This is a genomic window from Flavobacterium sp. 2, from assembly GCF_049949195.1.
Taxonomy (GTDB): domain Bacteria; phylum Bacteroidota; class Bacteroidia; order Flavobacteriales; family Flavobacteriaceae; genus Flavobacterium.
Window position 1 is genome coordinate 3,121,297 of sequence record NZ_CP188206.1, and the last position, 24,316, is coordinate 3,145,612.

General features: G+C 33.6%; 26 protein-coding genes. 18 read left to right on the top strand and 8 right to left on the bottom strand.

The annotated features are described in order from the left end of the window. Positions 1-177 precede the first annotated feature (177 nt). From ACNFIH_RS13405 to proC, 8 genes are all read left to right on the top strand, one after another. Positions 178-600 (top strand): lipocalin family protein, encoded by a 423-nt coding sequence (locus ACNFIH_RS13405; RefSeq protein WP_426483531.1) that lies wholly within the window; start codon positions 178-180, stop codon positions 598-600. 273 nt (positions 601-873) lie between these two features. Beyond that, on the top strand, positions 874-2,145 hold the full coding sequence (gene serS, locus ACNFIH_RS13410) for a serine--tRNA ligase (RefSeq protein ID WP_142451408.1): 1,272 nt from the start codon (positions 874-876) through the stop codon (positions 2,143-2,145). A 93-nt stretch (positions 2,146-2,238) separates the two neighbouring features. After that, the gene (gene lgt, locus ACNFIH_RS13415; RefSeq protein WP_426483532.1) at positions 2,239-3,069 is read left to right on the top strand and encodes a prolipoprotein diacylglyceryl transferase; all 831 of its coding nucleotides are present in this window, start codon (positions 2,239-2,241) and stop codon (positions 3,067-3,069) included. Between the two features lie 52 nt (positions 3,070-3,121). Then, positions 3,122-4,903 (top strand): tetratricopeptide repeat protein, encoded by a 1,782-nt coding sequence (locus tag ACNFIH_RS13420; protein ID WP_426483533.1) that lies wholly within the window; start codon positions 3,122-3,124, stop codon positions 4,901-4,903. Between the two features lie 60 nt (positions 4,904-4,963). Beyond that, complete coding sequence (locus tag ACNFIH_RS13425; RefSeq protein WP_035652807.1) at positions 4,964-5,275, top strand: DUF4286 family protein; 312 nt, start codon at positions 4,964-4,966, stop codon at positions 5,273-5,275. A 114-nt stretch (positions 5,276-5,389) separates the two neighbouring features. Further along, positions 5,390-6,175: a 16S rRNA (adenine(1518)-N(6)/adenine(1519)-N(6))-dimethyltransferase RsmA gene (rsmA, locus tag ACNFIH_RS13430; protein WP_035652810.1), complete on the top strand. Its 786-nt coding sequence runs from the start codon at positions 5,390-5,392 to the stop codon at positions 6,173-6,175. Next, a complete protein-coding gene (mgtE, locus tag ACNFIH_RS13435; protein WP_035652815.1) occupies positions 6,159-7,508 on the top strand; it encodes a magnesium transporter in 1,350 nt (449 codons plus the stop codon). The genes rsmA and mgtE overlap by 17 nt, the downstream gene beginning before the upstream one ends. A gap of 112 nt (positions 7,509-7,620) precedes the next feature. Next, positions 7,621-8,406 carry a pyrroline-5-carboxylate reductase gene (gene proC, locus ACNFIH_RS13440; protein ID WP_035652818.1) on the top strand — a complete coding sequence of 262 codons (786 nt, stop codon included), beginning with the start codon at positions 7,621-7,623 and terminating at the stop codon, positions 8,404-8,406. An 80-nt stretch (positions 8,407-8,486) separates the two neighbouring features. Here the strand turns inward: proC and ACNFIH_RS13445 are convergent, their stop codons facing one another. From ACNFIH_RS13445 to nhaA, 4 genes are read right to left on the bottom strand one after another with little or no spacing between them, the layout of a single operon-like run. Continuing rightward, positions 8,487-8,909 carry a c-type cytochrome gene (locus tag ACNFIH_RS13445; RefSeq protein ID WP_426483534.1) on the bottom strand — a complete coding sequence of 141 codons (423 nt, stop codon included), beginning with the start codon at positions 8,907-8,909 and terminating at the stop codon, positions 8,487-8,489. Positions 8,910-8,940: 31 nt separating this feature from the next. Next, the gene (locus ACNFIH_RS13450) at positions 8,941-9,345 is read right to left on the bottom strand and encodes a cytochrome c (RefSeq protein WP_426483535.1); all 405 of its coding nucleotides are present in this window, start codon (positions 9,343-9,345) and stop codon (positions 8,941-8,943) included. Positions 9,346-9,363: 18 nt separating this feature from the next. Next, positions 9,364-9,663 (bottom strand): antibiotic biosynthesis monooxygenase family protein, encoded by a 300-nt coding sequence (locus tag ACNFIH_RS13455; protein ID WP_426483536.1) that lies wholly within the window; start codon positions 9,661-9,663, stop codon positions 9,364-9,366. A 4-nt stretch (positions 9,664-9,667) separates the two neighbouring features. Further along, positions 9,668-10,810, bottom strand: coding sequence for a Na+/H+ antiporter NhaA (gene nhaA, locus ACNFIH_RS13460; RefSeq protein ID WP_035652826.1), 1,143 nt, complete (start codon positions 10,808-10,810; stop codon positions 9,668-9,670). A 165-nt stretch (positions 10,811-10,975) separates the two neighbouring features. On the opposite strand from nhaA, the gene ACNFIH_RS13465 reads away from it, so the two are divergent. The 4 genes from ACNFIH_RS13465 (at position 10,976) to ACNFIH_RS13480 (ending at position 13,201) form a co-directional block, all read left to right on the top strand. After that, the gene (locus ACNFIH_RS13465) at positions 10,976-11,926 is read left to right on the top strand and encodes a 2-hydroxyacid dehydrogenase (RefSeq protein ID WP_426483537.1); all 951 of its coding nucleotides are present in this window, start codon (positions 10,976-10,978) and stop codon (positions 11,924-11,926) included. A 206-nt stretch (positions 11,927-12,132) separates the two neighbouring features. After that, the gene (locus ACNFIH_RS13470) at positions 12,133-12,558 is read left to right on the top strand and encodes a DUF805 domain-containing protein (RefSeq protein WP_426483538.1); all 426 of its coding nucleotides are present in this window, start codon (positions 12,133-12,135) and stop codon (positions 12,556-12,558) included. 10 nt (positions 12,559-12,568) lie between these two features. Next, positions 12,569-12,847, top strand: coding sequence for a TM2 domain-containing protein (locus tag ACNFIH_RS13475; protein WP_035652835.1), 279 nt, complete (start codon positions 12,569-12,571; stop codon positions 12,845-12,847). 78 nt (positions 12,848-12,925) lie between these two features. Then, positions 12,926-13,201 carry a TM2 domain-containing protein gene (locus ACNFIH_RS13480; RefSeq protein ID WP_426483539.1) on the top strand — a complete coding sequence of 92 codons (276 nt, stop codon included), beginning with the start codon at positions 12,926-12,928 and terminating at the stop codon, positions 13,199-13,201. Between the two features lie 58 nt (positions 13,202-13,259). On the opposite strand, the gene ACNFIH_RS13485 is transcribed toward ACNFIH_RS13480, so the two are convergent. Then, entirely contained in the window at positions 13,260-15,062 is a 1,803-nt protein-coding gene (locus tag ACNFIH_RS13485) for a GNAT family N-acyltransferase (RefSeq protein ID WP_035652842.1), read from the bottom strand. Between the two features lie 120 nt (positions 15,063-15,182). Here ACNFIH_RS13485 and ACNFIH_RS13490 point away from each other — a divergent pair, with 120 nt between their 5' ends. The 5 genes from ACNFIH_RS13490 to ACNFIH_RS13510 all read left to right on the top strand — a co-directional run bounded on the left by ACNFIH_RS13490 (position 15,183) and on the right by ACNFIH_RS13510 (position 18,887). Further along, entirely contained in the window at positions 15,183-15,944 is a 762-nt protein-coding gene (locus ACNFIH_RS13490) for an exodeoxyribonuclease III (protein ID WP_426483540.1), read from the top strand. Positions 15,945-16,064: 120 nt separating this feature from the next. Continuing rightward, positions 16,065-17,009: an OmpA family protein gene (locus ACNFIH_RS13495; RefSeq protein ID WP_426483541.1), complete on the top strand. Its 945-nt coding sequence runs from the start codon at positions 16,065-16,067 to the stop codon at positions 17,007-17,009. A 106-nt stretch (positions 17,010-17,115) separates the two neighbouring features. Then, complete coding sequence (locus ACNFIH_RS13500) at positions 17,116-17,367, top strand: hypothetical protein (protein WP_426483542.1); 252 nt, start codon at positions 17,116-17,118, stop codon at positions 17,365-17,367. Beyond that, on the top strand, positions 17,360-17,581 hold the full coding sequence (locus ACNFIH_RS13505) for a hypothetical protein (protein ID WP_426483543.1): 222 nt from the start codon (positions 17,360-17,362) through the stop codon (positions 17,579-17,581). The genes ACNFIH_RS13500 and ACNFIH_RS13505 overlap by 8 nt, the downstream gene beginning before the upstream one ends. Before the next feature lie 268 nt (positions 17,582-17,849). After that, positions 17,850-18,887: an aldo/keto reductase gene (locus tag ACNFIH_RS13510; protein WP_426483544.1), complete on the top strand. Its 1,038-nt coding sequence runs from the start codon at positions 17,850-17,852 to the stop codon at positions 18,885-18,887. 58 nt (positions 18,888-18,945) lie between these two features. On the opposite strand, the gene ACNFIH_RS13515 is transcribed toward ACNFIH_RS13510, so the two are convergent. Further along, a complete protein-coding gene (locus ACNFIH_RS13515; RefSeq protein WP_426483545.1) occupies positions 18,946-20,910 on the bottom strand; it encodes a transglycosylase domain-containing protein in 1,965 nt (654 codons plus the stop codon). A gap of 275 nt (positions 20,911-21,185) precedes the next feature. On the opposite strand from ACNFIH_RS13515, the gene ACNFIH_RS13520 reads away from it, so the two are divergent. Next, positions 21,186-21,668, top strand: a complete 483-nt coding sequence (locus tag ACNFIH_RS13520; RefSeq protein WP_426483546.1) for a hypothetical protein — start codon at positions 21,186-21,188, stop codon at positions 21,666-21,668. An 85-nt stretch (positions 21,669-21,753) separates the two neighbouring features. Here ACNFIH_RS13520 and radA read toward each other — a convergent pair whose 3' ends face one another. Further along, positions 21,754-23,115 carry a DNA repair protein RadA gene (gene radA, locus ACNFIH_RS13525; RefSeq protein WP_035652862.1) on the bottom strand — a complete coding sequence of 454 codons (1,362 nt, stop codon included), beginning with the start codon at positions 23,113-23,115 and terminating at the stop codon, positions 21,754-21,756. Beyond that, positions 23,115-24,269, bottom strand: a complete 1,155-nt coding sequence (locus tag ACNFIH_RS13530; protein ID WP_035652864.1) for an alpha/beta hydrolase — start codon at positions 24,267-24,269, stop codon at positions 23,115-23,117. The genes radA and ACNFIH_RS13530 overlap by 1 nt, the downstream gene beginning before the upstream one ends. Positions 24,270-24,316 lie beyond the last annotated feature (47 nt).

Here is a 24,316-nt window from a genome sequence, read left to right on the forward strand (position 1 = left end):
GTTATCTTTTAATATAATTTTCACAGGATTGATTTTTAATTATTTACGCTTTTAATGAATTTTATGAATTTACTTACGAATTCCTAATAATTATATAAACGTTTGAGCAAGTTATGTAACAAACCTGCAATGCTTTGAAATTAATTTAGCAGTATTAATTTTTAAAAGAAATCAAACATGAAAACTAGACGTATATTATTCGGGTTATTATTATGTATCGGATTATCAGCTGTGTCGTGCAGCAGTGATGATAACGAAGGAGAAACATTAATTCCGCTAGAAGGAAAATGGAATCTTAGTAAAACAGGGACATCAGTAGGAGGTACAGAAACATTAATCGATGCACCGCAAAATCAAAGTGGATGCGACAGAGATTATCTGCAGTTGAAATTAGATAACACTGCAACAATCGGAGATTATGATTCAACTGTAAGCGCTTGTGCTTTAACAACTCAAACTGGAATCTATTCAAGATCTCACAATAATTTAACCATTTCTATTACAGGTGGTGCAAGTACAACGCAAGATATTGTGAATCTTACGCTTTCAGAACTTAAGCTTAGAGATGCAAGTGGAAAGATTACGGTATATACCAGATAATCAATTATAAATATTAAATCTTGAATTGTCAGGATTTATAATGAAACGGGAATAGCTTTTTAAAAGTTATTTCCGTTTTTTTTATTGTCATTATTATTCAGAGATTCATAAAGAAAAAATACAAAGTCACATAAAAAAACCATGCGAATCTTTGCACAATCTTCGCGCGTCTTTGTGAAATAACTTTTTCCCGATAAACTTTGTCATAATCTTAGGAAACATTTCCTTAAATTTGCTTCCGTTATAAAATAAAATAGTTACAAAAATTAAGCTATGTTACAAATCGCATTTATTAGAGAGAATCAAGAGAAAGTAATCAAGGCTTTGGCAAAACGAAATATCGATGCCAAAAGTGTTGTTGAAGAGGTGGTGCAATTAGATGAAAACCGTCGTGCTGCGCAAGTAGAATTAGACAATGTTTTATCTGAATCTAATAAATTGTCCAAAGACATTGGCGAATTAATGAAAGCTGGAGAGAAATCAAAAGCAGCGATTTTAAAAGAAAAAACAGTTTCATTAAAAGAAAAAAGCAAAGAACTTGGCGAAAAAGCTGAAGCTCTTGCTGTTGAATTGACAAATAAATTATACACTTTGCCAAATCTTCCAGCAGATATTGTTCCTGAAGGAAAAACCCCAGATGACAATTTAAATGTTTTTGAAGAAGGCGAAGTTCCGGTTTTACACGAAGGTGCACAACCTCACTGGGAATTGGTGAAAAAATATGACATTATCGATTTTGAATTGGGTGTAAAAATTACCGGCGCAGGTTTTCCGGTTTATAAAGGAAAAGGTGCTCGTTTACAGCGTGCTTTAATCAATTATTTTTTAGATAAAAATACTGCTGCAGGATATAATGAAGTTCAGGTGCCGCATTTGGTAAATGAAGCTTCAGGTTACGGAACAGGGCAATTGCCAGATAAAGAAGGACAAATGTACCATGCAACGGTTGATGATTTATATTTAATACCAACTGCTGAGGTTCCGGTTACAAATTTATTCCGTGACGTTATTTTAAACGAAAGCGAATTGCCAGTTTTACACACTGCTTATACACCATGTTTCCGTCGTGAGGCTGGTTCATATGGAGCGCACGTTCGTGGATTAAACCGTTTGCACCAATTTGACAAAGTTGAAATTGTGCGTATCGAACATCCTGAAAAGTCGTATGAAGCACTTGACGGAATGGTTGAACACGTAAAAAATATTTTGCAGGAATTGAAATTGCCATACAGAATTTTACGTCTTTGCGGAGGCGATATGGGATTCACATCGGCTTTGACTTATGATTTTGAAGTGTTTTCTACGGCGCAGGATCGTTGGTTGGAAATCAGTTCTGTTTCTAACTTCGAAACTTTCCAGGCAAATCGTCTGAAATTACGTTTTAAAGATAAAGATGGTAAAAACCAATTAGCGCATACCTTAAACGGAAGTTCATTGGCTTTGCCAAGAGTTTTGGCCGGAATTTTAGAAAATTACCAAACGCCGGAAGGAATCGTAATTCCAGAAGTTTTACGTCCTTACTGCGGATTTGATATTATAAACTAAATTTTTAGTAATTTAGGGAATTAAACCTAACAGGTTTTCAAAATCTGTTAGGTTTCTTAGTTTTTAGAAAGAACATAATTAAAATAAATTAATATGAGTGGAGTTTTAAATTGGAACCTAGATCCTGTAATAGTAATGATTACAGACAGTTTCCCTTTGAAATATTATGGAGCTCTTTTTGCTGCAGGACTCTTACTTGGGTATTATATTGTTAGAAATATTTATAAAAAAGAAAATATTTCCATAGAAAATTTGGATAGTTTATTGGTTTACGTAATTGTAGGAACCATTTTAGGAGCAAGATTAGGACATTGTTTTTTCTATGAGCCTGAATATTTTCTGCAACATCCAATAGAAATACTTTTGCCAATTCAGAAAATTGGTGGAATTTACAAGTTTGTTGGTTTTCAGGGGCTAGCAAGTCATGGTGGAACGATAGGTGTTTTAATTGCGATGATTTTATATTGTAGAAAATATAAAGTAAAGTTTTTATGGCTATTGGATCGAATGGCAATTGGCGTTCCTGTTACAGGCGCTTTTATTAGATTCGGAAATTTTATGAATTCGGAGATTTACGGAAAACCTACTAATGGAAGTTGGGGTGTTGTTTTTCAAAGAGATGATTTAATTCCGAGGCATCCAACGCAATTGTACGAAGCATTTTCGTATCTGTTGATTTTTGGAATTTTATTTTGGATGTATAAATCAGATAAAATAAAGCAAACTAGCGGATTACTATTTGGATGTTTTCTAACATTATTGTTTTTGGCTAGATTTATAATTGAATTTTTCAAGGAAAATCAGGAAACTTTTGAAAATAGTATGATTATAAATATGGGACAAATTTTAAGTATTCCCTTTATTTTAATTGGATTAACTTTGATTGTTTGGAAGTCAAAAGTTGAAATTAATAAGGGATTTTAAAACCACGCAGATTTCTGAATTATTTAAAATACCACATTAAAAAAATAGAAATATGAAAGACATTTTTATCTATATCCTTTTGTTGTGGTCAAGCCTTACATTTTCTCAAAATGAGCAATTGGCTCAATATTACTACGATAAAGGCGATTTCGAAAAAGCAAAAGTCAGTTATGAAGAGCTTTTAGCGAGTGTGCCATCAAATACCCAATATTTTTTAAGAGTCGTCGACTGCTATCAGCAATTACAGCAATATGCTGTGGCAGAAAAGGCAATTCAGGATCGTTACAGCAAATACAAACAAGGTGTCTTTTTAGTTGAATTGGGTTATAATTTCCAATTACAAAAAAACGAATCCAAAGCAAGAAGTTATTACGATCAGGCAATTGAAAAAATCAAAGCCAATCCGAATGATGTGTATGGAATTGGAAATTCGTTTGAGAAAAAAGTATTGATCGAATATGCTTTAAAAGCCTATCAGACTGCGATGCAAATTCAGCCGAACTACAATTTTAATTTCCAGATTGGAATGTTGTATGGTCAATTAGGAAAAACAGACGAAATGATTGATCTTCTGTTGACAGAATCGTATAAAAATCCGCAGAATGCTAATTTGATTCAGACCCAATTATCACGTTTCATGAATGGCGAAACGGATAATACGGCTTTTAAAGATGCTATGCGAAAAGCCCTGATTTTAAAAACACAGAAAGATCAGGATGTATTTTGGAATCACTATTTAAGCTGGTTTTATGTGCAGCAGAAAGAATTTGGAAAAGCCTTTATTCAGGAAAAAGCGATTTACAAACGCGAGCCTGAATCACTTTCGAGCATCGTCAATTTGAGTCAGTTTGCGCTGAATGAAGACGATACGGAAACAGCAGCTGAAATCCTGAATTTTATTCTTTTAAATACCAAAGATTTAGATTTGTTGGTGCAATCCAATTACTATTTGATGGAAATCAAAATAGATAAAGCACAGGAAAAAGATTATCCGGCAATTGATGCCGAATTGCAGCAATTGCTCACAACGTATGAAATAACTCCTTTTACTTTATCTTTGCAATTGATTAAAGCGCATTTCACTGCTTTTAATCTGAAAAAGCCAGAAGAAGGTATTGCGATTGTAAAACGTGCTTTAGAGCTTAATTTAAATGATTACCAGGAGGCAGATGCCAAAATGGAATTGGGAGATATTTTGCTTTTGCAGGAAAAATTCAATCAGGCGCTTATTTATTATTCGCAGATTCAATTGGATTTGAAGAATGATGTTATGGCGCATGAAGCAAGTTTGAAAGCGGCAAAAACAAGTTATTATAAAACTGATTTTGAATGGGCTTTGAAACAGTTCAAAGAATTAAAATCGGCAAATACGCAATTGATTGCCAATGATGCTCTTGAATACTTCTTATTGATAAATGATAACACCGCTGCTGATTCGACACAAACCGCATTAAAACAGTTTGCAAAAGGTGATTTTTTAATTTATCAAAATAAAAAACAGGAAGCAATTGCACAGTTTCAGAACATTCTGAAAACCTATAAAGGTCAGGAAATCGAAGCTGTAACGATGTTGCGTTTAGGCAAAATTTATGAAAGTCTAAAAGATTATAATTCGGCTTTAAGCCAATACCAGCAAATAATCGATCATCATGGCGACGGAATTTATGTTGATGAAGCACTGTTTTTTTCAGCAGAAATTTACAATGATGAATTAAAAGATATAGAAAAAGCAAAGCCTTTATATGAAAAGGTAATTTTCAATCATCAGGACAGTATTTACTTTGTTGATGCAAGAAAAAAATACCGAGAATTGAGAGGAGATAAGAATTTATAGTTGGGTTTAAGCGGTGAATCGATTAACCGTTTAACCGAATTAACGATTAAACAATAAAAAATGATTATTTACAACATCACCACAAATATACACGAAAGCGTTCACGACCAATGGTTGAAATGGATGCAGGAAAAACATATTCCGGAAATTCTTGCGACAGAAAAATTTTCATCGGCAAGAATTGTAAAAGTTTTAGTTGAAGAAGAAATGGGCGGAATCACATATTCGGTTCAATATACAACAGACAGTAAAGATACTCTTGAGAAATATTATTTGGAAGATCAACCAAAATTTGACAGAGAAGCTTTGGAGTTATTTGCGGACAAAATGCTTTCTTTTAGAACAGAATTGGAAGTTATTTCGGAACATTAAAGAAGAATAAGCTTCGTGTCTTTATGCCTTAGTGACAAAAAAACACGAAATAAGCTTTAGCCTTCGAAGCAAAAAGAATACTTTTGCGCCCTCGCGGCAAAACAAGAAAAGAAAATGGAAAAAGTAAAAGCCAAAAAACATTTAGGACAGCACTTCCTTAAAGACGAAAGCATCGCAAAAGCAATTGCTGATACTTTGAGTTTAAAGGGATACGATGAGGTTTTAGAAATAGGACCAGGGATGGGTGTGCTTACTAAATATTTACTTGACAAGCCAATCCATACGCGAGTTATCGAAATTGATACGGAATCTGTTGCGTATCTGGATGCGAATTATCCAAAATTAAAAGACAATATCATTTCAGAAGACTTTCTGAAATATAATATAAACCAGGTTTACGAGAACAAACAATTCGCCATTATTGGTAATTTCCCTTATAATATCTCTTCTCAGATTGTTTTTAGAACATTAGAGTTTAGAGATCAGATTCCGGAGTTTTCTGGAATGTTTCAAAAGGAAGTTGCAGAGCGAATCTGCGAGAAAAAAGGATCAAAAACCTACGGAATCCTGTCTGTACTTGCACAGGCTTTCTATGATACTGAGTATTTGTTTACTGTAAACGAAAATGTTTTTATTCCTCCGCCCAAGGTCAAGTCGGGTGTGATGAAAATGACCCGAAAGGAAGATTATAGTCTTCCGTGTGGTGAAAAGTTGTTTTTTACTGTTGTAAAAACGGCTTTTCAACAAAGACGAAAAACATTACGTAACAGTTTGAAAACATTAAATTTATCAGATAATTTGCGAGAAGACACTATCTTTGATAAACGTCCCGAGCAACTTAGCGTTGAAGAATTTATTGTTTTGACTCAAAAAATAGAAGCCGATGGAGTTCAAAGTTAGCAAAGAATTAATCCACCAACTAGAAGAACATATTGTTAAGAAAAACGACAAAGAACTTGAAGTTTTACTTAATGACCTTCACCATGCTGATATCGCAGAAATTCTTGAGGAATTAGATTTTGACGAAGCAACCTATATCTTCAAAGTTTTAGATAGTGATAAAACAGCTGAAATTCTTCTTGAATTAGAAGATGATCTTCGTGAAAACATCTTAAGCCGATTATCACCAAAAGAGATTGCCGAAGAGCTCGATGAGCTTGAGACTAATGATGCTGCCGATATTATCGCTGAACTTTCGCATGAAATTAAAGCAGAAGTTATCTCGGAATTGGTCGATGTTGAACACGCAAAAGACATTGTCGAATTATTGCGTTACGACGAAAATACGGCCGGTGGTTTGATGGGAAAAGAGCTTGTAAAAGTGAATGAAAACTGGAATGTTCTTACGTGTGTAAAAGAAATGCGTATTCAGGCAGAAAATGTTTCGAGAGTACATTCAATCTATGTTGTTGACGACGAAAACCGATTAAAAGGAAGATTATCACTTAAAGACTTATTGACTTCTTCAACCAAAACTCAAATTGGAGACGTTTATATCCGAAAATTAAATTTTGTAAATGTAGATACTGAAGATGTTGAAGTCGCGCGTATCATGCAGAAATACGATTTGGAGGCAATTCCGGTTGTCGATGAATTAGGACGTTTGGTTGGAAGAATTACAATCGACGATATCCTGGATGTAATCAAGGAAGAAGCTGATAAAGATTACCAATTAGCGGCGGGTATTACACAAGACATTGAAAGTAATGACAGTGTTCTTGAGCTAACAAAAGCGCGTTTACCTTGGTTATTAATCGGAATGGTGATTGAAATTGTGGCTTCTTTTGTATTGAAAGATAATGAAGCTGCTTTTCAGAAATATTCAACATTAATTATTTTTGTGCCTTTGCTTTCTGCAACTGCTGGAAATATTGGTGTTCAGGCATCGGCAATTGTGGTGCAAGGTTTGGCTAACGGTACTTTGAAAGAATTCAGTCGCGGCTATTTCAGCAAGGAGCTTACCGTTTCAATGATTTCGGGAAGTATTATTTCTTTGCTTCTTTTGGGTTATCATTCACTTATGTATCAACAATATTCTGTTGGATTGGCTATTTCCATTTCAATGATTGTTGTGATTTTGTTTGCTGCAACTTTAGGGACACTTGTGCCTCTTTTTCTTCATAAAAATAAAATCGATCCTGCAATTGCGACGGGACCATTTATTACTACAACAAATGATGTTTTTGGAATTATGCTTTATTTCGGTGTAGCCAAAATGATTCTTGGATTTTAGATTTTTGGCACAAATTAATAAGATGCAGTGATTTAAGATCTTTAAATTCTGTGTAATTTGCAAACGGAATAAAAGGCCTTCATATGCCTGAAATAAATTAAAACCCAGCAACATGAAAGTACACATTATTGGAGGAGGAAACCTTGGGGTTTCTATTGCCTTGGGAATTGCTAAATTTTCGAAAAACAACCAAGTTACCGTTACAAGAAGAAACATTGCTAGTATTCAATATTTATCTGAATATGGAATTACAGTATCTAATGATAATAAACACAATATTCAGGAAGCTGATGTAGTCATTTTAACCATAAAACCTTATCAGGTTGATACGGTTTTGGCTGAAATTTTACCCGTTATTCAAAACAAAACAATTGCTTCAGCAGTAAGTGGATTGTCTTTGGATATGCTTCAGGAAAAAACTAAAAATGAATATCCGGTTGTACGTATTATGCCAAATATTGCGGCACAGTTTGGAGAGTCGGCAACTTGTATTTCTTTCCCTGAAACAGATCGTGAAGAAGCGATGCCAATTGTAGATTTATTTCAGGATTTGGGAACAGCTCCAGTTATTGATGAAAAATTAATGGATGCAGCAACTGTTTTAGGCGCTTGCGGAACGGCATATGCATTACGTTATATTCGTGCTTCAATGCAAGCTGGAATCGAAATTGGATTTGATTCTAGTACAGCTTTAGCAATTGCTGCTCAAACTGCAAAAGGAGCTGCAAAAATGTTATTAGAAGAAAAAGTACACCCAGAACAATTAATCGACCGTGTAACGACGCCACAAGGTTGTACAATTGTTGGTTTGAATGAAATGGAGCACAATGGCTTCAGTTCATCATTAATTAAAGGAATTAAAACTTCTTTGAAACAAATTAAAGGGCTATTGAAGTAAAAAAAACTTCTGTTTTTAGAAATATCAAAATCCAAATTCCAATTTTAAAACTGGAGTTTGGATTTTTTATTTTTTAGAAATCAATAATCGCGTTTTGTGGAGCAATAGTCTACTATTGATTCTAAATTTTTTTCTTTTACGTATTCAGTAAATACGGTTCGATGATAATCTATTCCCCATTCTTCAATTTTACGATTGTTGATTTTGTGATTTTTGCGAAGCATCCATTTTATAAAAACCAATGAATCTACATCGCGAAGTGCTGGTCCAGTGCTTTTTGCATCTAACTTGTGGCATGGTGAACAATAGGCATTGAAAATTTCTTTTCCTTTATGTTGATTTTCGCTTAATTCAGGAGATTTTGTTCCGCAAATAGGAACTGGAATCTGACAATAAAAATCAGGACTTGGAGCTTTATAGGTTGCCATTCCATAAAATATAATACCAATTAGTAGAATGATTATTGAAATTGATACTGTAAGTATTTGTTTAAGTTTTGTCATTCACATATGATTTTTCTGCTAAGCTAAAATTTTATTTGCTTTTGCAATATTCAATTAGATTCGCGACATCTTCTTTAGATAAGGTTTTTGAAAATACCGTTTTATGATAATCAATCGCGAGTATTTCTACTTTAGAACTGTCGGTTTTGTGTTTTTCATTAGTAAGCCAATTTACAAAAACAATAGAATCAACTTCATGAAGCGCTGGGCCAGTTATTTTTGAGTTCAATTTATGACAAGCTGCACAATTAGAATTAAATACTTTTTTTCCTTTTTTTTGATTTTCCGTTAAATCGATATTTCCGCAAGAAGGCAAATCACGCGTTCCACAGCCTGGAGTTTCATATTTTTTGAAGATTTTCAGATACATAATTATTCCGGCTGACAATACTATTAGAGCAGTTAAAGAAAAAAGTATGATTCTGATTCTTTTCATAATATTTCAAATTTCTGATTAAGCAAAAACTTCGAAATGTTCTACATTCTCTTCGAATTCTAAAAGAAACTGTTCATCTTCAGGATAATATTTCGCTTTTTCAAAATCCTGACCAGCGAAATTCTTGATTACTTCTAGATTTTCCCAATACGTTATAAGCGTAAAATGGCCTTCGTTGTTTTTGATATTCCGTAAAAAAGAAAGTTTTATAAATCCAACTGTTTTCTCATAATCTGGAATAGCCGTTTTGATTATAAATTCGGTGTAAGCCTCATAATCTTCAATTTTTGTTTTTCCGTGCCAGATTCTTGCGATCATAATTTCAGACTTTTGGTTTGTTCAAAGTGTATTTTAAATAGATAAATCCAAAAAATCCTGATAGCATTGAAGCAATAAGAATTGCAATTTTTGAAAAAACAATTGTTTCAGGATCTTTAAAAGCCAAAATGGTAATAAAGATTGACATTGTAAAACCAATTCCGCCCAACATTCCGGCGCCTAAAATATGCGCCCATTTTAAGTTTTTAGGAAGAACACACAGACCTGCTGTTACACCAATAGAAGAAAACAATACAATTCCTAAAGGTTTTCCAATTACTAAACCAAGAATGATTCCGTAAGTATTTGTATGGTTTAAACCTTCGTGCCAATCCTGAGTTATTGCAATGCAGGTATTTGCAATTGCGAACAAAGGTAAAATTAAGAAAGCGACAGGCTTATGTAAAAAGTGCTGCAATTTATAAGAAGACGAATTTTCGCCACCGTCTCCAAACGGAATTACAAATGCTAATATCACACCCGTAATAGTTGCATGTACGCCAGAATTCAGCATAAAATACCACATTACAATTCCTCCAATTAAATATGGAATTATGTTGTTGATTTTCATTCGGTTTAAAATAAAGAGAAAACCCCAAATTCCTAAAGCAATTGCAAGATTTACAAAAGCAATTGACGTAGTGTAAAAAATAGCGATAACAATTATGGCGCCCAAATCATCAATAACAGCAAGTGCGGTTAGAAATACTTTTAAAGAAGGTGAAACTTTTTTGCCTAAAAGCGATAGAATTCCAATGGCAAAAGCAATGTCGGTTGCCATAGGAATTCCTGCTCCGTTTTGCGTTGCTGTTCCAAAATTCAAAGCCAGAAAAATCGCAGCTGGAACCAACATACCACCAAGTGCCGCCATTATTGGCAAAGAAGCGTTTTTTATATTGGATAATTCGCCATGATAAATTTCGCGTTCCAATTCTAAGCCAATCAATAAAAAGAAAATCGTCATTAATCCATCATTGATCCAATGCGTAATAGAATGCCCGCCCAGATCTTTTTCCCAAAAAGCGACATACTCTGCCGAGTAAGATGAATTTGCAAGATATAATGAGATAATCGTAACAAATAATAAGAGAAGTCCTCCGGATTTTTCGTTGTTAAAAAAAGAATTAAAAGTCTTGGTCAGTTTCATTTTGGTAGATTTTCCAGAGAGGTGAAAGAGTTGATTTTTTCAATCTCCTATTTTCAAAGTTAAAAAAAATAAAACGAATTATGGTTTTGCGTTTTTTATGGATTGATATTAAAAGCAAATTCTATAGAATTACCGTATTTTTGTTTTTAATAAAATACGATAAAAATGAGCATAAAAATTCTTCATATCGACAGCAATAATCCAATTCTTTGGAACCAATTGGAAGAAGCTGGTTTCGAAAATCACGCCGATTTCAAATCTTCTAAAGAAGAAATCGAAGCTAAAATTCAGGATTATAACGGAATTGTAATTCGCAGCCGTTTCAAGATTGACAAGACTTTTTTAGATAATGCAACTAACTTGCAATTTATCGCCAGAGTGGGTGCAGGCCTTGAAAGTATTGATTGTGAATATGCTTCAGCAAAAGGAGTTCATTTAATTGCCGCTCCGGAAGGAAATCGAAATGCAGTTGCTGAACATTCGCTTGGTGTTATATTATCGCTTTTCAATAATTTAAATAAGGCTGATGCCGAAGTTAGAGCAGGACATTGGAACCGAGAAAGCAATCGCGGTCATGAACTTGATGGAAAAACCGTTGGAATTATCGGTTATGGAAACATGGGAAAAGCTTTTGCTAAAAAACTCCGTGGTTTTGATGTTGAAGTTTTGTTTTATGATATTCTGGAAAATATTGGTGATGAAAATGCCAAACAAGTTTCTTTAGCGGAATTGCAAAATAGAGCTGATGTTTTAAGTCTTCATTTGCCTTGGACACCAGAAACAGACAAAATGATTGATTCAGATTTTATAAACGCATTTTCGAAGCCATTTTGGATTATAAATACGTCTCGTGGTAAAAATATCGTCACAGCAGATTTGGTTGAAGCTATGAAGTCGAAAAAGGTGTTAGGGGCTGGTTTAGATGTTTTGGAATATGAAAAATTATCTTTTGAAACGCTTTTTCAAGATAAAAATACGCCAGAAGCCTTTCAATATTTATTAGAAGCAAAAAATGTTTTACTTACACCGCATATCGCAGGATGGACTTTTGAAAGTCACGAACGCTTAGCACAGGTAATTGTAGATAAAATCAAAGCAGTTTACGCCGGAAAGTGAAGTAGTGTTGATTATTAGTTGATTGTAATTTTTGTTTGAATTATTTTAACCTTTATAACAAGCTTTTTCTGTAAAAGTAACCATGAGAATTAGTTTTTGAAATTATTTTTGTTTAATATTGTTCCTCATTTTTTTAACAAAATTTTAATAAGGAGCAACCGAAAATCCTATAAAGAGTAGGCATTAACTAACTAATTTTATTAAATATGATTGAATGGTACAAAAAGGTGGTTTTTCAAAACTATGCGAATTTTACTGGACGCGCAAGAAGAAGCGAATATTGGTTATTCACACTAATGCAGTGTGTGATTTTTATAGCTTTTATTATTGTTGGTGCAATTGTAGGTTCATTTCTTTCTGATGCTACAGGAGGTTTACTTATAGGTTATTTTGCTTTTGTTGCGTATTCATTAGCTACTGTTTTGCCAACTTTGGCTGTTGTTGTAAGAAGGCTGCATGATGTTGGAAAAAGTGGATGGTTTTATTTTATTGCTTTAATTCCGCTTGTTGGAAGTATTTGGTTATTAGTTTTACTGGTTACAGAAGGCGATCGAGGCGAAAATTATTATGGAGCTGATCCAAAAAATGAAAATGACGAGATTGGCGAAATTGGAAATGTTGAATTGCAATAATTAATAAAAAATGGAAACAAGCAAACAAGAGGCGTGGAATACCCCATCACAGCCAAGACAAGAGAATAAAAAAGTTCTAGCCGGAATTATGGGAATAATTTTTGGTTACCTAGGAATTCATAAATTTATATTAGGATACACTCAAGAAGGAATCATTCAAGTGGTAATTAGTATTGTTACTTGTGGATTAGGTGGAATAATCGGTTTTATTGAAGGAATCATTTACCTGACAAAATCAGATGAAGAGTTTTATCAAACTTACCAGGTAGGCAAAAAAGGCTGGTTCTAAATTATATATTTAAATCCCATTCATTGTTTGAATGGGATTTTTTTTTGTTCGTTATATTAGAAATTTAAAAATTATAAAATGGAAAATACAAAAACAGAACATTGGAACAATCCGCCACAATACCAGCAAGAAAACAAAAAAGTTGTTGCAGGAATATTGGCAATTTTATTAGGAGCGCTAGGGATTCACAAATTTTACCTTGGTTATACAAAAGAAGGTATTATTCAGCTGCTTTTAGGGCTTATGTGTGGTATTGGAGGTGTAATTGGAATTATTGAAGGAATTTTATACTTGACAAAAACTGACGAAGAATTTTATCAGACATACCAAGTAGGATACAAAGGCTGGTTTTAAACATAAAAAAATCCCACTCTTTCTGGAATGGGACTTTTTTATATTTAATAGATTCTGATTAATCTTCTTTTTCAGATAGTTTTCTTTCAAGTTCAAGCTGAAATTCTTCAATAACAGGTTTCATCGTACTTTCCGGAATATCAGCAATTCTGATATACATTAAGCCGTCAATTGCATTGTTAAATAAAGGATCTACGTTGAATGCGACAACTCGTGCATTTTGTTTGATGTATTTCTTAATTAAAACAGGCAGACGTAAGTTTCCTGGTTCTAATTCGTCAATGATTTTGTCAAATTTGTTCAAATCAGATTCGGCTTCGTCGAAGATAAAGTCCTTGTCTGCGTCTTTCAATTTAACTTTATATGCTTTTTTCGGATGAATATACTGTGCAATATACGGATCGTAATAGTTTGATTTCATGAACTCAATCATCAATGATTTAGAGAAATCAGAAAATTGATTACTAATACTTACACCACCAACTAAATATTTGTGTTCAGGATGACGAAGAGTAGTATGGATAATACCTTTCCATAATAAAAACAAAGGCATTGGTTTTTGCTGATATTCACGAGTGATAAAGGCACGGCCCATTTCGATAGATTTGCTCATCATATCATGAAGTTCAGGTTCAAATCTGAAAAGATCAGTAAGATAAAAACCTTCGATGCCGTATTTGCGGTAAATTTCAGAACCTAATCCCATTCGGTAAGCTCCGGCAATTTTTTTGGTTTCGTCGTCCCACAAAAACATATGGTGGTAATACTGATCGTACTCGTCAAGGTCGATAGATTCGTTTGTTCCTTCGCCAACTTCACGGAAAGTTATTTCACGAAGACGCCCAATTTCATGCAAGATATTCGGAATTGATTTTGCTTTTGCAAAAAACACTTCATAATTTTTGCTTTGTAAAAATCGGGAATCGTTATCTCTTAAAGCTTGAACTTCTGCAATCAATTTTGATTCGTTCACCGGAGTAACAATTTTTTTAGGCGCTTTCGGGATTTTTAAGCTTGCTGTATCGATAAGTTTGGTGTCCTTTTCAAAAGGATTCGCCAGCATGTAGGTTTTCTTTCTTAAAAATTCTGAGTATTCTTCAAACGATTCGATTTCGTTTTGTTCGCTTACAGAAATCGGTTTTCCAATACGAACTTTAATGACACGGTCTTTCTGCGTAAGCAATTCAGACGGAAGTTTTGCAGTACGCAAAGTGTCGTCTATTTTTGAAAGCCAATAGAATAATTTACTGTTTTTAGCGTGAAAATAAATGGGTACAACCGGAACTTTGGCTTTTCTGATTAATTTCAGAGCGCCTTCTTCCCAAGGTTTATCAACCATTAATTTCCCGTCTTTATAGGTTGAAACTTCTCCGGCAGGAAAAATTCCCAACGGTTTTCCATCACTTAAATGACGTAAAGTTTCTTTGATTCCAACCACGCTTGATTTTGCATCCTTATGATTTTCAAAAGGATTAACCGGCATGATGTATTTTTTAAGCGGAACAATTCTGTGTAATAAGAAATTTGCAATAATCTTGAAATTAGGCTCTCTTTCAAGCATTAATTTCAAAAGCAAAATACCATCAATTCCTCCAAGCGGATGATTAGAAATGGTAATATAAGCGCCATCTTTTGGCAAACGTTTTAAATCTTCTTCCGGGATTTCAAATTTGATTTCCATCTCATCTAAAATTCCGTTTAGAAACGCAACATCCTCTAAATGTTTATTATGATCATAAATTTTATTAAGGGTAGAGATCTTAAGAACCTTCATAAGAATCCAGCCTGAAAAAGTACCGAATACTCCGTACTTATCAACATTTATTGCCTTTGCAACTTCTTTCGCGGTAACTAAACCCATGTACTATTTTTAAATTATTAGAGTAGCGAACAAAGATAACAAAAAACTCTACTTTTCCTTTATTCAATTATAAACTTTCCACTTTTTTATTACATTTGGAATCCTAAAAAAATTACCAAGATGAAAATTATTTCTTATAACGTAAACGGAATTCGCGCTGCAATTACTAAAGGATTTATCGAATGGCTTGAAGCTGCAAACCCTGATGTTATATGCCTTCAGGAAATTAAGGCAACACAGGATCAAATTCCGGTAGAAGCTATAACGGCCGCTGGCTATCCTTATCAATATTATTATCCGGCAACCAAAAAGGGGTACAGCGGTGTTGCAATCTTGTCTAAAATAGAACCGAAAGCAGTTGTATATGGAACAGGAATTCATCATATGGATTTTGAAGGACGTAATCTTCGTGCTGATTTTGAAGATGTTTCGGTGATGAGTTTGTATCTTCCGTCAGGAACTAATATTGAAAGATTGGATCATAAATTTATGTTTATGGACGATTTTCAAACGTATATAAATGAACTGAAATTGACGATTCCGAATTTGATTATTTGTGGCGATTATAATATTTGCCACGAAGCAATTGATATTCATGATCCTGTTCGAAACAAAACAGTTTCTGGATTTTTGCCTGCAGAACGTGCGTGGCTTGATGCTTTTATGAAATCAGGTTTTATAGACAGTTTCCGTCATTTTAATAAAGATCCGCATCATTATTCATGGTGGAGTTATCGTGCAGGAGCGAGAGGAAATAACAAAGGCTGGCGTATTGACTACAATTTAGTGAGCGATTCGATGGGACACCGTTTAAAACGTGCCGTTATTCTTCCAGATGCTGTTCACTCTGATCATTGCCCGGTTTTAGTCGAAATCGACTAAAGTTTGGTATTGTTCTTGTTGAGAATGTATCGGTTTAAAGAAAGTAAGTTTGAAAAATGTATTCTTTGAACAAGATTTTTTGAATTATTAATAAAGCCCCAAATAAAAACCAAAAGTAAAATGATTAAAAAAGCCTCCATTGGATTAGTAGTTTTAGCTTTGTCTGCAACTTCATGTGTATCCAAAAAGATTTACAATGATCTTGAAACAAAATATTCAGATTTAAAAAAAGAAAGCCGATCTATTGCAGATGAAAATGCGAATTTAAAAACTTCAAAAAATCAATTAGAATTAGACAAAGATAAACTGACTAAAGATTTAGCAAGTACAAAAGATGATCTGGCAAAACAAAAAGCTGATCTTGCAGCGGAGCAAAAAAAATATAAAGTATTGCAGGATTCTTATAATGCATTGGAAAAAAACAGCAATGATGCATTAGAAAGCAATATGGCTAAAAACCGCGAGTTGTTAGCGCAATTAGAAGCAAAATCTAAGAAACTGGCAGATGAACAAGCGCGTTTAGATAAAACAGCAAGCCGATTGAAAGAGCTTGAAGATATGATTGCTGCTAAAGAAGAATCAATGCGTAAACTAAAAGAGACTTTATCTAAAGCTTTAAACGGTTTTGAAGGAAAAGGTTTGACAGTTGAACAGAAAAACGGAAAAGTTTATGTTTCTATGGAAAACAAATTGCTTTTCAATTCAGGAAGCTGGGCCGTTGGAACTGAAGGAAGAAAAGCAGTTGTAGAACTTGGAAAAGTTTTGGGAGACAATCCTGATCTTTCTGTTCTTATCGAAGGACATACAGATGATGATCCGTATGCTGGTTCTGGACCAATTGCAAACAACTGGGATTTATCTACAAAAAGAGCTACTGCAATTGTGGCTATTTTGAGTGAAAATGCTAAAATCAACAAACAAAAACTAACAGCAGCAGGACGAAGCGAATTCTCTCCTTTGGCAAGTAACGCCACTCCGGAAGGAAAAGCGAAAAACCGTAGAATCGAAATTATCTTAACTCCGAGATTAGATGAGATTGCGGAGATGTTGAATAGCATTAATTAAGGTTCAAAGTTGCAAAGATACAAAGGCTCAAAGGTTTTTACTTTTGAGCCTTTTTTATTTTAAGAATTGAATTATTTGTAACTTTGAATAATCTAAAATTATAATCATGGGACTTCCAGAGTTAAAAGATAAAATAAGAAGCCAGTTAGATTTGGCTGATGAAAGAGTATTGAGAATTGTTTCTTCAGTATTTGATAATTATTTGAATGAGGTAGTTTCTTATGATGGAAAAGGAAATCCTATAACATTAACGGAATATCATAATAGAGTAGAAGAAGGTTTAGAGGACATTAAGTACAATCGAATTGTTTCAAGCGATGATCTGTCTAAAGAAATGAAAGATTGGGATAATGAATAAACCATTAGTTTTTTGGTCAGAAAATTCAAAACTCGATTTGAAGGAAATTTATTTTGAGCTTAAAAATAAATATTCAAAAGAAACAGCATTAAAAATTAGAGAAGAGCTATTTAGTAATGCTAATAATATTGTTTTTGCTGAGCAATTTCAGCTCGATGAATATAGAATAGATTGCCATCGGATTATAGTTAGAAATTTTAAAATTTTATATTAAATCAAAGAAAATTCTGTTTTCATTGTTAGGGTTTTCAATACATTTCAAAATCCACTAAAAAGTTTAAAATAAGCTAAGGGACAAAGGTTCTAAGATACAAAGGCTCAAAGGTTTTTACTTTTGAGCCTTTTTGTTTTTTTTCAAGGTTTCCAAAACCTTGAAGGAGAATCTCAAAAATCTTGTACTTTTTTTAACCTTTGTCAAATTTAGATTTGAAAAATCACTTTGTACCTTTGTCTCTTTGCAACTTTGAACCTTTTTAAAAAATATGATATACACTACATTACCAAACACCGATATAAAAGTTAGTAAAATCAATCTCGGAACAATGACTTTTGGTCAGCAGAATACAGAAGCCGAGGGACATGCTCAAATGGATTACGCTCTTGAAAGAGGAGTGAATTTCTTCGATACAGCCGAAATGTATTCGGTTCCAGCAAGTGAAGCGACTTATGGAAGTACCGAAAAAATAATTGGAACCTGGTTTAAAAAATCGGGAAATCGTGATAAAATTGTTTTAGCCTCTAAAATTGCAGGTCCAAATCCGAGTTTTGGCTATATGCGTGAAAAGCTTGATTTTTCGCCTGCAAGTATCAAATTTGCTGTTGAGCAAAGTTTAAAAAGACTTCAGACAGATTATATCGATTTGTACCAAATGCATTGGCCGGAAAGAAAAACCAATAATTTTGGACAACGTGCCTTTCATGGACATAATGATGTTTGGGAAGATAATTTTAGAGAAATCCTTGAAACTTTTGACGGATTAATCAAAGAAGGTAAAATTAAACATATTGGAGTTTCAAACGAGAATTCATGGGGAATGATGCGTCTTTTGGAAGAAAGCAAATACAATAATCTGCCGAGAATCAAAACTGTTCAAAATCCATATTCTTTATTGAATCGCTTGTTTGAAGTGAATTCTGCCGAAGTTTCAAAATATGAAAATGTTGGTTTATTAGGATATTCGCCTTTGGCATTTGGAGTTTTAACTGGAAAATTCTTAACTGGAGAAAGTCATCCGAAAGCGAGAATTAATCTTTTTCCGCAATATAAACGTTACAATAGTGATCAATGTACTCAAGCGACTAAATTGTATCAGGAAATCGCTAAAAAACATGGTTTAACGTTAACGCAATTAGCGATGGGATTTGTATTGCAACAGCCTTTTTTGACAAGTGCAATTATTGGCGCTACAACATTGGAACAATTAAAAGAAAATATTGATACAATTGATGTAGTGCTTTCAAAAGAAATCCTTGCTGAGATTGATGCTGTTCAGGCCATTATTCCTGATCCGGCGCCTTAATTTTAAAAGATAAAATAAAAAAATCCCGATAAAATATATTATCGGGATTTTTTTATTTCTAAAGATCAAACTCATCATCAACAGCCAATGAATCATTTTTAACTGCAGTCGAATCCGGGGCTTTAATTTTTATCAGCGAACGCGCACTTCCTGAAATATAAACCGGCAATTGACCAAGCGTATCTTCAGGAACTAACAAACCTCGGCGAAACATTAAATTCTTTAAAAACTTCTGATTTTTAATTGCATAATCTTTCAAATTCCCTTGATCATTAAATTGATACATGAATTTTCTCGGTTTCGGAATAATAGTCGCCAAGTACAAACATTCATCTACATTTAGATCAGCAGGACTTTTTTGGAAATAAAAATGACTCGCTTCGCCAATTCCGTAAACATTTGGACCCCATTCGATAATGTTGAAATAAACCTCCAGCATTCTTTCTTTGCTCACAATTCGGTTGTTTTCCAAAATGTAAACTAACAAGATTTCTTCGAGCTTTCGCGAAAGCGTTTTTTCACGTGTCAGGAAAACATTTTTGATCAACTGCATACTAATTGTGCTGGCGCCTCGAGAGAATTTTTTGGTTCTGATGTTTTTAAGAATCGATTGCTTGAAAGCTTCATTGATGAAACCACGATGTGAGAAGAACGACGGATCTTCAGTCGTCAAAACACATTTTCTCAAATAAGGCGAAATTTGGTCTAAAGGTGTATAATTCGGATTTGCATTTCCAACCAAAATTGGGCGTTGCAATACATTTTGAATTATAGCGCGATAAACAAATTCACCATTTAGTTTATTTAAATCGGCTTCACCGTATTTTGTAATTCGTAAATCTTCTTTGTTGAGTTTGCTGTCAAAAACAAGTGTGTTTGGCTTGTTTTTGTTGAATTTGAAATCTAAGTTATAATCAAAATTTCCGGTTGCCTGCATTCCTTGAAAATGCGTAAATAATCCGTCAGGAAGCGAAACGATAAAATCCTGCGCTTTCATCTTTGGAATATTTACTTTCAAAGTATAAACAGTATCTTCTTCCGTATCATATGAAATATAAGGTTTTACTTTGATTTTGTTCAACTGCATTGTTGAGGAGCTGTCTATCGAAATGAAATTATCTCCTAATAAAAATCGGTAATCAAAACGGGCATTTTTAATTACAACATCTTTGCTGGCGATTTTTGGATGATTGATTTTTAAATTGGTGATCGAAGTAAAACCGTCAATGTGAAGTTCACTGCCGCTTTTGTCAATTTTTTCGACGTTCAGTCTAATGGAATCAAAACTGGCTTTTAAGTTATAACGTTCGTCTAAATACGGAACACGAATGGCGCCTGTATCTAAATTGAAGAATCGAATATCAGCTTTTTCATTTCTTGGATCGGCAAAACCTTTTATGTTCCAGCGCTGATCGAAATTTTTGCTTTGGACATGAAGATTAGTTTCGAGCTGTTTGTCATTTAAAACCAATTTATCAATTGCTATTGAAGCTGTTTTTCCGTTGTCATCAATTTTGAATTGAAATTTCTCCAAATGCATATCGGTCGGAACCAGATTCAGCAACTTTGAAATAATTCGGTAAGCAAAAGCGCCGTATTTGCGTTTTTCACTTTTTTCAGAATCATCGCTGTTTCTTTTTAAGAAAGCATCAAAATTTCTGATTTTTCCCTTTTTTACCAATTGAATATAACCATTGTTGATTTTCAAAGTTCCAACCTGAACATCACCAATCAATAAGTTGCTTAAACTGACACTGGTTTCAATTTTTTCAATTTTAAGAAGTGTGTCGGCACCTTTTGGAACTAAAATAACGTCGGTTAATTTAATGCTTGATAAGCCGTCGAAAGAAGCTTCTTTTACAGAAAAATCACTGTTGTAACTCACTGCCATTTTGTGCTTTACTTTTGCAATGGCTTGTTTTAAAAGCGAATCACGAAAAAAATACAGTCCGATGCAAAGTAAAACAAGTAGTACGGCAAGTATTTTTAGGAATTTGTATATTTTTTGTTTTGGTATTTTCATAAACGCAATTTGCTTCGAAATTATTCAGTTTTCAAATCTAGCGTAAATTTAAATTTAAAATTATCAGCTTGTAAAATTTTTCTTTTAATTTTTTGATGATTTGATAAGAACTTGATTTAACTAGTGTTATCTTTTGTTATTTTCTTTTTTTATGGAAAAAATTCAGGATTGAGTTTCTGTTAATGCATTCTTTGTTTTGTAAATGAGGTAAACCGTAATGATTTAAAATTTTTAGCGCATACATTTATCGTGTTAACAATATTAAATTATAATCAATGAAAATTTTTAAGAAAGTAATGTTTTTGTCTTTTGCGGTCTTAGCATTAGTTATGTCATCTTGCAGTAGTGATAATTCTTCTGATGATGATTCAGATCAGACAAGTCAGGAAGATTTTATCAAATTTAAGTACAACGAAAAAGTATATACTTTTGATCCTAGTGTTTCAACTTCGCTGTCTTTGCTTGTTGCAGGAAGTTCAGGGATAGATGATACTTATAAAAGGGTTTCGTTGTGGATGCCTTTGAATTTTACAGTAGGGAATCATAAAGTAGTTTATGATTTGTCACAACTTACAACTACTTATCAGGTTACTTTTAGTTTTTTGCCTGAATTTGATAATGCTGATGCTACTTCTGGAAATATTAACATTACTTTGATAAATGATAAAAAAATAGAAGGAACTTTTAATTTTTCTGGAACAAAAGGCGGAAAAACATTTACGGTTACAGAAGGAAGTTTTAGAGTTCCAAGGCTTTAACTAACTCTTTTTAATAGAAAAATCCTACTTATCAATGATGAATCGTTGGAGTAGGATTTTTTATTGTCGTTAATATATTTTGAATTTATCCAAAAAGAATACTCGCAACATCTTCAATTTTTGCCACAAGTTCGATTTTGATTCCGGTGTTTTTTAAAGCAATTTTGTTGTATTTAGAAACAAAAATAGTGTCAAAACCTAGTTTTTCAGCTTCTTGAATGCGTTGGTCAACACGATTTACGGGACGAATTTCGCCTGAAAGTCCAACCTCGCCAGCGAAACAAAAACCTTTTCCAACTGGAATATCTTCATTTGAAGATAAAATCGCAGCTACAACGGCCAAATCAATTGCTGGATCATCAACGGAAATCCCTCCAGTTACATTTAAGAAAACGTCTTTAGCTCCAAGTCGGAAGCCGGCTCTTTTTTCCAAAACGGCCAAAATCATATTTAATCTTTTGGCGTTATAACCCGTTGTGCTTCTTTGCGGAGTTCCGTAAACTGCGGTGCTTACTAAAGATTGAATTTCGATCATCAGCGGACGCATGCCTTCAAGTGTTGTGGCAATGGCAGTTCCAGATAATTCTTCGTCTTTGTGTGAAATCAATATTTCAGAAGGATTGCTTACTTCACGCAAACCGCTACCAAGCATTTCATAAATTCCGAGTTCAGAAGTTGAGCCGAAACGGTTTTTTAACGAACGTAAAATTCGGTAAATGTGATTTCTGTCGCCTTCAAACTGAAGAACGGTATCGACCATATGTTCCAAAATTTTTGGTCCGGCAATGTTCCCGTCTTTAGTAATATGTCCAATTAAAATAACCGGAATATTGGTTTCTTTAGCAAATTTGATCAGTTCTGCTGTCGTTTCTCTAATTTGAGAAATACTTCCGGCAGTCGATTCAATATAATCCGTATGTAAAGTCTGAATGGAATCGATTATTACAATTTCCGGCTGAATTGCTTCAATTTGTTTGAAGATATTCTGCGTTTTAGTTTCCGTCAGAATGTAGCAATTATCGCTGTTTGGTGTAATTCTTTCGGCGCGCATTTTTATCTGCTTCTGACTTTCTTCACCAGAAACATATAAAGTTTTATAAGGTAATTTTAATGAGATTTGAAGTAAAAGTGTACTTTTTCCAATTCCAGGTTCTCCGCCTAAAAGCGTTAAAGATCCCGGAACAATTCCGCCTCCTAAAACACGATTCAATTCGCCGTCAGTTGTATCCATTCGGATTTCCTGAGCCGAATCAATTTCGTCAATTTTTAAAGGTCTTGGTGCTTTGTTTGTTGAAGTTGGTTCGCTTTTCCAAGCCACTTTTTCTTGTTTCTGAATAATTTCTTCAGCAATTGTATTCCATTCTTTGCATGCGTTGCATTGACCCTGCCATTTAGAATATTGGGTGCCGCAATTTTGGCAAAAAAAGGAAGTTTTAACTTTTGACATTATTTAGTTTTTTTAGCAAGCGTATTCATTTCGTCGATTTTCTCATACATCAAATCCTTGTTCAAATCTCCGATTGGTTCCATCTGAGAAGCATTTTGGTATTTTTTTGAAGCATGTTTTGGGTCGCCCATTTTTTCATACATCAAGCCCAATTCATATTCTCCTAACATGGCTTTTGGGTAATTTACATTTCCAATTTCAGCCATTTTTCCTAATTCATCATAAGCGTTTTTTTTCAAAATAATATTTTCGATTACTTTGAAGTCGCTCATTCTTACTGGAACCTGAAAACCTAAAATTTCAGACATTGTAGCGTATTTTTTTTCTAAATAATCTGAATAGCCAGATTCTAGAACTGCAATTTTTTCATTGTATTCAGCAGAATTAATTGGTCTGTACGATTCAAAAATTTGATATAACGCATTCGGAATTGAATGTAAAACCTCAGTATAGTGCGTTGCGCCTTTAAATACATCATATTTAAAATTCACTAACGGATTATTAGCAACCTTAATATTGCTGTTTAGTTTTTCAATAGGTTCTTTAATTTTTTTATTATCACCTTCTCCTGCAGAAAGATAATAGAATATTGGTTTTTGGATTTTTGCAAATTTCTCTGCAATTCTAACTTCCATTTTTGGGGCAAGTTCTGGACTTAAACAGATATATGCATTAAAAATTGGTTCTTCTTTGTATAAATAAAAATTAGCAAAACTCGCTGTTATATCATGTCCTGCAATAATTCTGAAAGGCGCAGTGTGGTATTTTTTTTCGATGTACGGAATTAATTCGGCACCTACAAATTCAAAGAATTTTGCTCCTTTTTCAAAAGGCAAACCTTCATTTTGATCAATTGTTGAATCGTCTTCACGCTCATCATTTTTATTTTGATGAATCCCAATGATAATCATTTCCGGAATATCATCCCAATATGCGCCATAACTTACTGCTCCAGAAAATGGGTCAAATAAATAATCTCCGTCGAAAAGATATAAAACTGGATATTTTCTATCCGATTTCTCATCATAAGATGGCGGAAGCCCAATTGTTATTCTTCGTTCTTCTCCCAGTTTTTCAGATTTTATATTATCGAATTTTTTCTGAGAAAAAACAGAAACAGATATGAATGCAAGCAGTAGGTAGACTTTTTTCATGATTGGTGGCATTTCAGTGAATTAAAAAGTATTGAAAATTGTATGGC